Genomic DNA, 12,416 nt, shown 5'->3' on the forward strand with positions numbered 1-12,416 from the left:
GATTTAGACGCATTCCAAATGCTGTGATGCAATAATACCCAGCTCATCGGATAGATGCAATTGAAGATTTCAATCGTCCCAAAAGCTGTTACCTATTATGAGAGGGTTGCCCGCCCCGTTCGCGGCCGAGGACCGCTCCCTCCAAGACCGCCCTGCTGCCCACAAACCCTACATTCAAATCCCTGCCCCGACAGGTTACACTGCCGCCCAACCCGGCGGCTCTCCCGAGCCGCCCAACCCACCCCAGGGCAACCGGACTCAAGCAAGCACACCATGGGTTACACCTTGCACAAGGCCAGATCCACCCCCCTGGCCCTCTTTCTCTGTATGGCCACCCTCACGGCCTGCAACACCCTGCCGACCGTACCCACCGAAGGTGCCTGGCTGTCCGTCAACGGCCCGGACACCCCGACGGGTCTGCCGAGCAGCCTCAACAGCTTCCTGAGCGAGGCCCCGTCCGGCAGCAGCATCTCCCTGGCGAATAGTCCCTGGGGAGGGGACGTCCTCATCCACGCCGATGCCGCCTACTTCGCCGCCAGCGGACGCACCTGCCGCAGCCTCAGTGTGCATGGCGATCACGGACAGCGGCAGGCCCTGGTCTGCCGCAAGAGTGAAGATGGCTGGGAAAAGGTCCGTGTGCTCACCCACATGGGGCAAGCGCGTCCTGCATCCCCCAGTCCGTCGACACAACCAGGCCCGGTCGGGGAGGTCGCACCATGAGCATGTCCGCACCAGCCGAAAGCCGGCCCAAAGCCGGCTGCCCCTCCGGGGGCATCGTCCGCAAGACCTTTGCCTCCGGAACCGCCCCCACAGGTGCATTCCTTGCGGCCGCCCTGCTGATTCCACTGCTCTGGGCATTGCCCTGGACCGCCACGGCACAAAGCTTCAGCGGCATGGGAGACATCCCCCGCATCCAGCAAGCCGCCCCCATCCCGGACACCCTGGAACCCACCTCTCCGGTGGACTGGCGCACCGGCACCTACGGCCCCGTGCCCGGCGCCCTCGGCCGTGACACCGACATCGCCCCCTTCGGCGCCCACCTGTTCAAGGGCGGCTTTCGCGGCACCCGCGCCGCGGGCCTGAGCCCCGACTATCGCATCCTCCCCGGCGATCAGATCACCCTGCGGGCCTGGGGCGCGGTAGAGATCGACCGCGTCCTGCCCGTGGACGCCCAGGGCAACATCTTCATCCCCCATGTGGGTCCAGTGCAGGTCCAGGGTCTGCCCCACGGCCAGCTGGATGGCCGCGTCAGGAGCGCCGTCAAGTCCGTGTTCACCGACAACGTGGAGGTCTACACCAACCTCCAGGGCACCCAGCCCGTGGCCCTGTTCGTCACCGGCCACGTGGCCAACCCGGGTCGGTACGCCGGCAGCCCCCATGACTCCCTGCTTTACTTTCTGGATCAGGCCGCCGGCATCGACCAGGACACCGGCAGCTACCGCCGGGTGCGCCTGATCCGCGACGGCGAGACCATCGCCCAGGCCGACCTGTACGATTTCCTGCTCACCGGCAGCATTCCCCGGCCCCAATTCAAGGACGGCGACACCCTGGTGGTGGAACGCCGCGGCCCGGTGGTCACCGTGGCCGGTGACGTGGCCCGCCCCTATCGCTTCGAACTGGAGCCGGACACCCTCACCGGCCAGGGCGTGCTCGATCTGGCCCAGCACACGCCGGATGCCTCCCATGTCCTGGTGCGCGGCGTGCGTGCCCAAGGCCCCTTCTCCGCCTATCTGAGCCTGGAGGAATTCCGCCGCACCCCGCTCAACAACGGTGACGAGATCCTGTTCTCCGCCGATGAGCGGCCGGACACCATCGTGGTTCAGGTGGAAGGCAGCTACATGGGGCCCTCCCGCTTTGCCGTACCCAAGGATGCCCGACTCCGGGAATTGCTGGACAGCATCGCCGTCGACCCGCGCCTGACCGACGTCACCGCCGTCTCCATCCGCCGCCTGTCGGTGGCCGAACGTCAGCGTCAATCCCTGGAAGACAGCCTGCGGCGCCTGGAGACCACCTACCTGGGGGCCTCGTCCGCCACGCCCGAAGAGGCCACCATCCGCGCCCGCGAGGCGGAACTGATCCAGGGCTTCGTCGCCCGGGCGCGACAGGTGCAGCCCACCGGCCGCATGGTGGTGGCCAGCGAGGACCGCATCGCCAATATCCGCCTGCAGGACGGCGACATCATCACCATTCCGGAGCGTTCCGACGCCCTGCTGATCAGCGGCGAGGTGCTGATCCCCCAGGCCATGATCTACGTCCCGGGCCAGAGCCTGCGTGACTACATCGACCGGGCCGGCGGCTTCAGTCAGCACGCGGATCGCAAGCACATCCTGGTGGTGCGTCAGAACGGCGAGGTGCGCGCCGCCGACCAGGTAGCCCTGCGCCCCGGTGACGAGATTCTGGTGCTGCCGGAAGTGCCCACCAAGAACCTGCAGCTGGCCGCCACCCTCACCCAGATCCTCTACCAGATCGCCATCGCCACCAAGGTCGTGCTGGATCTTTGATGCGTACACCCTGGCAGGTCACATGGAGCGTCTGGCGAGCACTGTTTCTGCGGGAAGCGGTGGCGCGCACATCCGGGGACCGGTTTGCGTGGTTCTGGATGTTGGCGGAGCCGCTGGCCTTCGTGGTGGTCATGGTCTGGATCCGCAGCCTGATAGGCCGGGTTCAGTACATCTTCGGAGCCGACTTCGTCACCTGGCTGATCGTCGGCCTGACCGCCTTCTTTCTGTTCAGGGAGGGGGTCACCCGTTCGCTGGGAGCCGTGGAGGCCAACCGGGGGCTGTTTGCCTATCGTCAGGTACTGCCGGTGGACCCGGTCCTGGTCCGCAACGTAGTGGAAGGCATCCTCAAGACGCTGATCTTCCTCATCCTGCTGATCGGTGCCGGCCTGCTGGGTCATCCCGTCATTCCCGTCGATCCCCTGGGGGTGATCTATGTGTGGTGCCTGCTGTGGTTACTGGGCATGGGCATCGGTCTGGTCATGTCGGTGGCCGCCACCCTGGTCAGCGAGATCGGCATCATCGTTCGCGTCATGATGTTGCCGCTACTGATCCTTTCCGGAGTCATCATTCCCCTGCAGACCCTGCCGCATCATGTTCAGGAGATACTGCTTTACAACCCGATCGTCCATGGATTGGAAGCACTGCGCCTGGCCTTCTTCCAGCATTACAAGACCATGCCCGGCGTGGATCTGCTGTACCTGTGGTACTGGATCATCGGCAGCACCGCGCTCGGACTGGCCATGCATCTGCGCTTTTCCCAGCGACTCAAGGCCCAATGATCCACATCAACCACGTCTACAAGCGCTATCACAATCACCATGGCAGCGACTGGGTATTGCGGGACCTCGACCTGAAGATCCCCAAGGGCGTGAGCGTGGGCCTGGTGGGTCGCAACGGCGCCGGCAAGTCCACCCTCCTCCGACTCATCGGCGGCATGGACACCCCGGACCGGGGAGAGATCATCCGCCGCTGCCGGGTTTCCTGGCCCATCGGACTGGCGGGGGGGTTCCAGGGCGCCATGACCGGACGCCAGAACTGCAAGTTTGTTGCCCGCATCCACAGCAGTGAACGGTCCATCGCGGACGTCATCCGCTTTGTCGAAGACTTTGCCGAGATCGGCAGGGCTTTTGATGAACCCGTCAAGACCTATTCCAGCGGCATGCGCAGCCGCCTGGCCTTCGGTCTCTCCCTGGCGTTCAACTTCGATGTCTACCTCTCCGACGAGGCCACCGCCGTCGGGGACAAACTGTTCCGCGAAAAGGCCACCAAGGCCTTCAAGGACAAGGTAGGACAGGCCGGCCTGATCATGGTGTCCCACAGCGAGGGCATCCTTAAGGATCTGTGCCAAGCGGGCATCTTCCTGCACGAAGGCCATGCCCACTGGTTCGATAGCGTCGACGCAGCCATCAAGGCCTATCACGAGAGCATCGTTACCAAGGACAAAAGCGCAAAACCGGCCCCGAGCGCTGCCCCCAGGCCCCCTGCATCGAAACCCGCATCCGCACAATCATCATGAAAACCATATTCCTTCGACACTTCTACTGGCCCGTCTGCCTGCTCCTGATCATCGGCGCCGCCACCTACTGGTCCCTGCTTTCCACGGATCGTTACGTCTCCCAGGCCAACGTGGTGCTGCAGACCCCGCAGATCGCGCCGCCAACCCTGAGCTTTGCATCACTGATGACCGGTGGCGGCAACATGGCCGACATGCTGCTGCTGCGGGATCACCTGCTGTCCGTGGACATGGCCCGCAAGCTGGACGAGGCCTTTGATCTCAAGGGGCATTACAGCGACCGCCGCATTGATCGTCTCTCCCGTCTCAACGACACCGACGGCCACCTGGAAAAATTCCACCGCCACTACCTGCGCCGGGTGAAGGTGGAGATGGACGAATACGCCCAGATCATGCGCATCAAGGCCAGCGCCTATGATCCGGACCTGGCCCAGGCCATGGTCATCAAGCTCATGCGCGAAGGCGAGGCCCACATGAACGCCATGGGCCAGCGCCTGGCCACCGAACAGGTCCGCTTCATCGAAATTCAGGTCGCAGACCTGCAGAGGCGACTGGAACAGGCCCGGGAAAACCTGCTGACCTTCCAGAACCGGCACGGTCTTATCTCCCCCACCGGCACGGTGGAAAGCCTCACCGCCGTGGTGGCCTCCCTGGAGGCGGAACTGGCCAAGCTCAGCACCCGCCAGATGGCCCTGAGTGAATCCCAGAGCCCCACCTCGCCGGAAATGGTCCGTCTGCGCAGCGAGATCCATGCCATTCGCAACCAGATCGACATCGAACGCACCCGCATGGCGGCCCAGAGCGGTGACGCCCTCAATCGTCTGGCCGCCGAGTATGAAACCCTGCTGCTGCAGGTGGAGTTTGCCCGGGAACTCTATGCCAACGCCCTGGCCTCCCTGGAAAACACCCGGGTCGAAGCCGCCCGCACCCTCAAGCAGGTTTCGGTGCTGCAGGAGGCCACCTACCCCCAATACGCCATGGAGCCACGGCGGGTATACAACATCACCGTTTTCAGCATCCTGGCCATCCTCGGCGCCCTGATCATCCACATGCTGGCCGCCATCATCCGCGATCACCGGGATTGACGATCCGGGAGCAGGCCCGCCACCAGGCCCCTGACCTTGCGAACCTGCCGTCGGACCCAGCCCCGCCGCAAATGCACCAGCCTGCCCTGCGCCTGCAGGGCATCGCGCTCTGCCACCAGCCCCTGCAACACCGCCTCGCAGGCAACGAAGCCCCGCACCGACCCGTCCCAGTACAGCGGATAACGCAATAAAGCCCCGGCCACCAGCGCATCCAGCGTCAACCGGCGGGTGCGCCCGGGCATGGGCAGGGCATCCTGTGTCAGCCCCCATCCGGCATAGAAGGGACGACCATGGACCACCACCGGTTTTTCCCGCAACAGGGCCTCGAAGCCGGCCATGGAAGTCATGGTATGTACGGCATCCGCCGCCTCGATACAGGCCACCACGCTGGCCTCCCGTTCGATCCAGTCCGCATGGGCCAGCGCCTGGTCATCAGGCACGTGCCCTCGCCGGTTGCCGGAACTCACATCCGGGTGCGGCTTGAAGACGATGAAAGCCCCCGGACAGGCGGCCCGGGCGGCCCGAATCAGTCCCAGATTGGTATTGACCCCGGCACAGCCGTGGCGGATGGAGGCATCATCCTCCACCTGCCCCGGTACCAGGATCACCGGACGGCCCTGGGCAGGCCATTGCACCGGGGCATGGCTTTCCAGGTTGTATTTGGTCAGACCCTGTCGGACGATCAGATCGCGCACGGTACGCGCCCGCACCAGTTCGTCTGGCTGGAACACCGCCGTGTTGAGCAGCCGTTCCAGATCGGACGGCGTCCGGGGATCAAAATAGAGTCCCTGTTCATCCAACACCAGGGAACGTGGCGGAATCAGATCCGAACCCAATCCCACCGAGCGATAGAAACCGTCCTCGATAAAAAAGGTGCGCAGCCCCCATTCCCCGGCAAGCGTCATCAAGTCTTCCGGCGCATCCCGCCCCCAATGCACCAAGGCATCACCGGGCCGCGGATCCATCGCCGCCGCGGCCTTCGGTGTCGGCACGAACACCACCCCCTCCCGTGCCTGGGCCAATAGCGGCCTTAAATGGACCTGCTTCCAGCGCTGAACCCCCACACCGATGAAGCGCCGGGGCCACTGATTGCGGACACGCTGCTGGCGCTCGATGAAGTCGGCGACCTGAAAGAAATCCCCCGGGTTGCCGGTTTCCGGATCCAGGTAGCGGGGGTAGCGCAGATAGGCAGCGGCGATGAGTTCCCTGAGGGTGCGCCGCGTGGTACGCCGATCGCAAGGGGTGCGGTCATCAGTCAGACCCCAACCACTGTAGAAGGGCACTCCGAAACAGGTGACCGGACGCCCCACGATCAGGGCATCCAGTCCCATTTGGGAGGTAACCACATAGACCTGATGAAAATGGTCCAGCAGGTCATGGGGGTGCCAGTCCTGAGTGATCCAGTGGACATCCCGTCGGTCCCGGGCATGGGACAGACAGCTTTGGCGGCGCCCGGCCAGGACATCCGGATGGGTCTTGATCCAGACCTGGGCATCGGGATGCTCATCGAAGGCGGCCTCCAGCATGCGAAGAAAGGTCTCTTCCGTGGCCAGACCGCAGGTGATGGAAGCATCCCCGGCAGTCTGATCCACCAGCAGGACCCGCTTGCGATCAGGATCGAAAGCGCCGGGAGGCACCTCGGTGCCCTGGTTGTACTTGGTCAGACGCCCCCGTCGCAGCCGCTCCAGGGCCTGATCGGCTTGCACCAGGCGCGGCGCTGAGAACGTTTCATGCTGGAGTATCTGCTCCAGGCGGGAAGGTTGTCGGGCATCAAAATAGATCCCCAGATCGTCCACCACCACGGACAGGGCGGGCGTACCGTTGACCCCCAGCCCGAAGGAGCGCAGGAAACCATCTTCCAGGGTGATGAAGGGCAGATCATGTTTTTCGGCCAAGGCCAGGGTCTTGAGGGCAGGAGCCTTGCGCCCCCAGCCCACCAGGGTGGTCACTTCGGCCGGTGGTTTTCTCCATGCGGAGACATGCACCAGGCGGGTGCCGAGCATGCGGGCAACCAGAGTATTGCGGCTCAATGTCCTTGAGCAGGTACCGAAAACCTGAAACAACGAAAATCCCCCCCCGTACCATCACCTGGTTGATCGGCCAATGATGCCACAGCCATGGGTTTCTTCCTGAAAAGCCTGCCTCGTGGAAGCCCCGTGGGAGCGGGCCTCCCCGCGAAATAACGTCCGAGGTGTCATTCCCGCGAAAGCGGGAGTCCAACCCCCACCGTCATTCCCGCGAACGCGGGAATCCAAACCCCCGCCGTCATTCCCACAAAAGCGGGAGTCCACCCCCCCCACCGTCATTCCCGCGAAAGCGGGAATCCAGTGGCAGACTGAAACCGCGCACTGGACTCCCGCTTTCGCGGGAGTGACGATGATAATGGCGATGGCGATGGCAGTGAAGATGAAGATAAAAGATGACGACAACGACCACCACCAAGGCCATGATAAACTGCCGCCGGCACGATACTTATTCCTGGAGGGCCAGGCATGGCTAACGATCAGCGCCTCAGACTCCCCATCGGCATTCAGACCTTCTCCGAGATCCGCGAAGGAGGCTACTACTACGTCGACAAGACCCCCCACATCGAGCGCCTGGTCCACCAGAACAAGTACTACTTCCTCTCCCGCCCCCGACGCTTCGGCAAAAGCCTGCTGCTCGACACCCTGCGCTGCCTGTTCGAAGGGCACCAAGCCCTGTTCGAAGGACTCTACCTCCATGACACATGGGACTGGCAGACAACACACCCGGTCATCCGCATCAGCTTTGCCGACGGCGTCGTCAAAAGCCGTGAGGAACTGGATGCCCACATTTGGCACCAGCTGAAAGTACAACGAGAAAAACTGGCGCTCCCCCAACCACCAGCCGAGATCATCTCCGGTGAGTTTTCATCACTGATTCGCCAGACTCACGCCCACTACGGACAGCGCGCCGTCGTACTCATCGACGAATACGACAAGCCCATCCTCGATAACATCCTGGAGCCCGAGCCTGCCCGCGAACTGCGCGAGGGCCTCAAAAACCTCTACAGCGTGCTCAAGGATGCCGACCCGCACTTGCACTTCGTACTGCTCACTGGTGTTTCCAAGTTCAGCAAGGTCAGTCTGTTCTCGGGGCTCAACAACCTGCGCGATATCACGCTGCTACCTGAGTACTCAACGATCTGCGGCTATACCGATGACGACATCGACACGATCTTTGCCCCGGAACTGCCCGGCCTGGACCGAGAGGCGATACGCACATGGTACAACGGCTACCGTTGGAGCGGTCCCGAGGTGACATCGGTCTACAACCCCTTCGACGTGTTGCTGCTGCTCCAGAACCGCGAGTTCGGCCCCTACTGGTTCGAGAGCGCTACGCCCACCTTCCTCATCGATATGCTCAAGAAACGCGGCATCTTCACCCCACAGCTGGACAGACTTCAGGCCAAGGCCCAGCTTCTCGGACGCTTCGACGTCGACGACATCACCACCGAAGGACTGCTCTTCCAGACCGGCTACATCACCATCAAGGACGTGCAGGAGCCCATGCTGGGCTATCGGCTCTACACGCTGGGATTCCCCAACCTGGAGGTGGAGAGCAGCCTCAATGACCTGCTGCTTCCCGTCCTCGGGATCGGCCACAGCGAGGCCCAGACCCACCAGCTCGGCCTCATGGACGCCCTGCAGCAGCACGACCTGGCGGGTCTGGAAACCCACCTCAAGGCCCTTTACGCCGGCCTGCCCCACGACTGGTATCGCAACAACCCCATTGCCCAGTATGAAGGCCACTACGCCAGCGTCTTCTATAGCCACTTCGCCGCCCTGGGGGTCCAGGTCACGGTGGAAGACGCCAGCCACCGCGGCAAGGTGGACATGGCGGTGGACTTTGCCGGGCACCTCTACCTGTTCGAATTCAAGGTGGTGGAGCAGCTACCCGAAGGCAAGGCGCTGGAGCAGATCAAGCAAAAGGGCTATGCCGACAAATACCGGGCCTCCGGCAAGCCCATTCACCTGATCGGCGTGGAGTTCTCCCGCGAAAAGCGACAGATCGTGGCCTTCGATGTGGAAACGGCCTGAAAGCGACAATCTCGGACACTGCTATTCGCGGGCAAGGCCCGCTCCCACGGGGGCCACTGCCACATCAGGGGACACCTGTGGGAGCCGGCCTACCAGCGAAAAGAAGGGATCCACCGCCCCACCGTCATTCCCGCGGAAGCGGGAATCCAGTGGCAGACTGGAACCATGCACTGGACTTGAACCACTTCACTTTGCGAGCAGAGATGATACGGATGGCGTTGCTTCTTGGCGTGTAGACCACCACGGCATGCAAACCAACTCCACCCGACCGTTAGGCTCGTCGCTCTAACGACTTTGACACCGGGAGGGGAGCAAGGCAAACTACAAAAGTAGCAAACCCCATCGGGAGAACATCATGGGCATGCCTGTCCGCATCGAAGACGAACTGTACGAAAGCGCCAAGGCTCAGGCCCGGGCGGAATGCCGCACCATCGCCGGTCAGATCGAGTTCTGGGCCAAGGTGGGTAAGGCCGCTCTCGACAATCCCGACCTGCCGGTCGAGTTCGTACGCGACTTGCTCATCGCTCGCGCAGAAGGCCGCGAACAGGCCACACCCTTTATTCCGCAGGGCCTTTCCCGGGAATGATCACGGTCCTCCAAACCAATGCCTTCAGCCGTGCCTACAAGCGCCTTCAGCGCAACCAGCAGGCCGCCATCGACGCTGCAGTCGCAACCATCGTCGACCAGCCTGAGCGGGGCGAGGCCAAGAAGGGCGATCTTGCCGGTGTGTTCGTCTACAAATTCCCATGCGTCGGTCAGCAATTCCTGCTCGCCTACGAGTACGACCCGGCTACCCGACTGCTTTTGCTGGTCGGCACCCACGAGAACTTTTATCGCAACCTCAAACGCTGATCAACTCGCCATCGCCGCCCCACTCTTAGTGAGATCCCGTCGCTTGTCCACATCGGTGCCCTTCACCAGTGCCACCTAGTAGGCCAGCAGCTGGGCCACCATGGCAAAGGTCGACATGGCGTGTGGACTTTGCCGGGCACATCTACCTGTTTGAGTTCAAGGTGGTGGAGCAGCTACCCGAAGGCAAGGCCCTGGAGCAGATCAAGCAAAAGGGCTATGCCGACAAATACCGGGCCACCAGCAAACCCATTCACCTGATCGGCGTGGAGTTCTCCCGGGAAAAGCGACAGATCGTGGCCTTCGATGTGGAAACGGCCTGACAAACAATCACCGATCGGCGAAGGCATCTCGGAACTGCGCATCCCCCATGGCCCCGGCTACCGTGTTCTGCTTGCGCAAAGAGCAGGGTCATTCCCGCGAAAGCGGGAATCCAGTGGCAGACTGAAACCATGCACTGGACTCCCGCTTTCGCGGGAGTGACGATGATAGTGCCGATAACGGGATAACGGGATGACGGGATGGCGGGATGGCGGGATGGCGGGATGGCGGGATGGCGGGATGGCGGGATGGCGGGATGGCGATGGCGGTGACGATGACGATGACAGTGGCAACAACGACCACCACCAAGGCCATGATAGACTGCCACCGGCACGATACTTGTCCCTGGAGGGCCAGGCATGGCTAACCATCAGCGCCTCACACTCCCCATCGGCATCCAGTCCTTTGAAAAGCTGCGCAAGAGCCACTACTACTACGTCGACAAGACCCCCCTGATCGAGTCCATGGCGAAGATCGGCGGCTACTACTTCCTCTCCCGCCCCCGCCGCTTCGGCAAGAGCCTGCTGCTCGACACCCTGCGCTGCCTGTTCGAAGGGCAGCAAGCCCTGTTCGAAGGACTCTACCTCCACGACACATGGGACTGGCAGACAACACACCCGGTCATCCGCATCAGCTTTGCCGACGGCGTCGTCAAAAGCCGTGAGGAACTGGATGCCCACATTTGGCACCAGCTGAAAGTACAACGAGAACAACTGGCGCTCCCCCAACCACCAGCCGAGATCATCTCCGGTGAGTTTTCATCACTGATTCGCCAGACTCACGCCCACTACGGACAGCGCGCCGTCGTACTCATCGATGAGTACGACAAACCCATCCTCGACAACATTCTGGAACCGGAGCGTGCCCGCGAACTGCGCGAAGGTCTCAAAAACCTCTACAGCGTACTCAAGGACGCCGACCCGCACCTGCATCTGGTGCTGATCACCGGCGTGTCCAAATTCAGCAAGGTCAGCCTCTTTTCGGGGCTCAACAACCTGCGCGACATCACGCTGCTACCGGAATACACCACGATCTGCGGGTATACCGACGAAGACGTCGACACCGTGTTCGCCCCGGAGCTACCCGGTCTGAACCGCGAGGCCATCCGCCAGTGGTACAACGGCTACCGCTGGGGCGGGCAGGAGGTCAACTCCGTCTACAACCCCTTCGATGTACTGCTGCTCTTGCAAAATCGTCAGTTCGGCCCCTACTGGTTCGAGAGCGCCACGCCCACCTTCCTGGTCGATGTCCTCAAGCAACGCGGGGTCTTCACCCCTTCGCTAGACCGGTGGGAGACAGAATACGAATTACTCAGCCAGTTCGATGTTGACAACATCAGCACCGACGCCCTGCTCTTCCAGACCGGCTACCTGACCATCAAGCAGATCAAGGAGCCCATGCTGGGTTACCGCCAGTACACCCTGGGCTTTCCCAACCACGAGGTGGAGACCAGCCTGAACCACGCGCTGCTCCCGTCACTGGGCGTCGAGAACGGCCCACGCGAACGCCGCACCCTGTTCAAGCACTTGCAGCGCCACGACCTGACGGGCCTGGAGACCCACCTCAAGGCGCTCTACGCCGGCCTGCCCCACGACTGGTACCGCAACAACCCCATCGCGAAATACGAAGGGCACTATGCCAGCGTCTTCTACAGCCACTTCGCCGCCCTAGGGGTCCAGGTCACGGTGGAAGACGCCAGCCACCACGGCAAGGTGGACATGACCGTCGACTTCGGTGGCCACCTCTACCTGTTCGAATTCAAGGTGGTGGAGCAACTGCCCGAAGGGAAGGCCCTGGATCAGATCAAGCAAAAGGGCTATGCCGACAAATACCGGGCCACCGGCAAACCCATTCACCTGATCGGCGTGGAGTTCTCCCGGGAAAAGCGGCAGATCGTGGCATTCGATGTGGAAACGGCCTGAAAGCGACAATCTCGGGCATCACTCGTGGCCAAGGGCCGCTCCCACGGGAGCCACAGCCGCATCAGGGGCCAAGGGGCCAAGGGGCCAAGGGGCCACCCGGTAGGAACTGACCTGCCAGCGAAAAGCATGAATCCAAAGCCCCCGCCGGGCTTGCCGGGAGCCCG

At 62.7% G+C, this 12,416-nt stretch carries 10 protein-coding genes and 1 pseudogene; 10 read left to right on the forward strand and 1 reads right to left on the reverse strand.

Annotated features, from left to right (window positions below; genetic code table 11):
* Positions 1-273: 273 nt before the first annotated feature.
* The 5 genes from LQ956_RS12800 to LQ956_RS12820 are packed head-to-tail and all read left to right on the forward strand — an operon-like array spanning position 274 to position 5,099.
* Positions 274-720 (forward strand): RT0821/Lpp0805 family surface protein, encoded by a 447-nt coding sequence (locus LQ956_RS12800; RefSeq protein ID WP_238630131.1) that lies wholly within the window; start codon positions 274-276, stop codon positions 718-720.
* Positions 717-2,501, forward strand: coding sequence for a polysaccharide biosynthesis/export family protein (locus LQ956_RS12805; protein ID WP_238630130.1), 1,785 nt, complete (start codon positions 717-719; stop codon positions 2,499-2,501). The genes LQ956_RS12800 and LQ956_RS12805 overlap by 4 nt, the downstream gene beginning before the upstream one ends.
* Positions 2,501-3,280: an ABC transporter permease gene (locus LQ956_RS12810; protein WP_238630129.1), complete on the forward strand. Its 780-nt coding sequence runs from the start codon at positions 2,501-2,503 to the stop codon at positions 3,278-3,280. The genes LQ956_RS12805 and LQ956_RS12810 overlap by 1 nt, the downstream gene beginning before the upstream one ends.
* Positions 3,277-4,017, forward strand: coding sequence for an ABC transporter ATP-binding protein (locus LQ956_RS12815; protein WP_238630128.1), 741 nt, complete (start codon positions 3,277-3,279; stop codon positions 4,015-4,017). Before LQ956_RS12810 ends, LQ956_RS12815 begins: the two co-directional genes overlap by 4 nt.
* Complete coding sequence (locus LQ956_RS12820) at positions 4,014-5,099, forward strand: KpsE/RkpR family capsule polysaccharide export protein (RefSeq protein ID WP_238630127.1); 1,086 nt, start codon at positions 4,014-4,016, stop codon at positions 5,097-5,099. Before LQ956_RS12815 ends, LQ956_RS12820 begins: the two co-directional genes overlap by 4 nt.
* Here the strand turns inward: LQ956_RS12820 and LQ956_RS12825 are convergent.
* A complete protein-coding gene (locus LQ956_RS12825) occupies positions 5,087-7,129 on the reverse strand; it encodes a capsule polysaccharide biogenesis protein (RefSeq protein WP_238630378.1) in 2,043 nt (680 codons plus the stop codon). The two genes, LQ956_RS12820 and LQ956_RS12825, sit on opposite strands and share 13 nt — an antisense overlap.
* A gap of 462 nt (positions 7,130-7,591) precedes the next feature.
* Between LQ956_RS12825 and LQ956_RS12830 the strand changes: the two genes are divergently transcribed.
* From LQ956_RS12830 to LQ956_RS12850, 5 genes and pseudogenes are all read left to right on the forward strand, one after another.
* On the forward strand, positions 7,592-9,160 hold the full coding sequence (locus LQ956_RS12830) for an ATP-binding protein (protein WP_238630379.1): 1,569 nt from the start codon (positions 7,592-7,594) through the stop codon (positions 9,158-9,160).
* A gap of 355 nt (positions 9,161-9,515) precedes the next feature.
* Positions 9,516-9,746, forward strand: a complete 231-nt coding sequence (locus LQ956_RS12835) for a ParD-like family protein (RefSeq protein ID WP_238630124.1) — start codon at positions 9,516-9,518, stop codon at positions 9,744-9,746.
* Positions 9,743-10,012, forward strand: coding sequence for a type II toxin-antitoxin system RelE/ParE family toxin (locus LQ956_RS12840; RefSeq protein WP_238630123.1), 270 nt, complete (start codon positions 9,743-9,745; stop codon positions 10,010-10,012). The genes LQ956_RS12835 and LQ956_RS12840 overlap by 4 nt, the downstream gene beginning before the upstream one ends.
* A 122-nt stretch (positions 10,013-10,134) precedes the next feature.
* Positions 10,135-10,332: pseudogene (locus LQ956_RS12845) on the forward strand (PD-(D/E)XK nuclease domain-containing protein); the annotation flags it as partial.
* A 357-nt stretch (positions 10,333-10,689) separates the two neighbouring features.
* Positions 10,690-12,252, forward strand: a complete 1,563-nt coding sequence (locus LQ956_RS12850) for an ATP-binding protein (RefSeq protein WP_238630380.1) — start codon at positions 10,690-10,692, stop codon at positions 12,250-12,252.
* Positions 12,253-12,416 lie beyond the last annotated feature (164 nt).

It is taken from the genome of Ectothiorhodospira lacustris (assembly GCF_022227845.1).
GTDB classification, from domain to species: domain Bacteria; phylum Pseudomonadota; class Gammaproteobacteria; order Ectothiorhodospirales; family Ectothiorhodospiraceae; genus Ectothiorhodospira; species Ectothiorhodospira lacustris.

Coding starts and splice junctions, on each gene's coding strand:
- LQ956_RS12800 (WP_238630131.1), top strand. CDS start 274: ATGGGTTACACCTTGCACAAGGCCAGATCCACCCCCCTGGCCCTCTTT.
- LQ956_RS12805 (WP_238630130.1), top strand. CDS start 717: ATGAGCATGTCCGCACCAGCCGAAAGCCGGCCCAAAGCCGGCTGCCCC.
- LQ956_RS12810 (WP_238630129.1), top strand. CDS start 2,501: ATGCGTACACCCTGGCAGGTCACATGGAGCGTCTGGCGAGCACTGTTT.
- LQ956_RS12815 (WP_238630128.1), top strand. CDS start 3,277: ATGATCCACATCAACCACGTCTACAAGCGCTATCACAATCACCATGGC.
- LQ956_RS12820 (WP_238630127.1), top strand. CDS start 4,014: ATGAAAACCATATTCCTTCGACACTTCTACTGGCCCGTCTGCCTGCTC.
- LQ956_RS12830 (WP_238630379.1), top strand. CDS start 7,592: ATGGCTAACGATCAGCGCCTCAGACTCCCCATCGGCATTCAGACCTTC.
- LQ956_RS12835 (WP_238630124.1), top strand. CDS start 9,516: ATGGGCATGCCTGTCCGCATCGAAGACGAACTGTACGAAAGCGCCAAG.
- LQ956_RS12840 (WP_238630123.1), top strand. CDS start 9,743: ATGATCACGGTCCTCCAAACCAATGCCTTCAGCCGTGCCTACAAGCGC.
- LQ956_RS12850 (WP_238630380.1), top strand. CDS start 10,690: ATGGCTAACCATCAGCGCCTCACACTCCCCATCGGCATCCAGTCCTTT.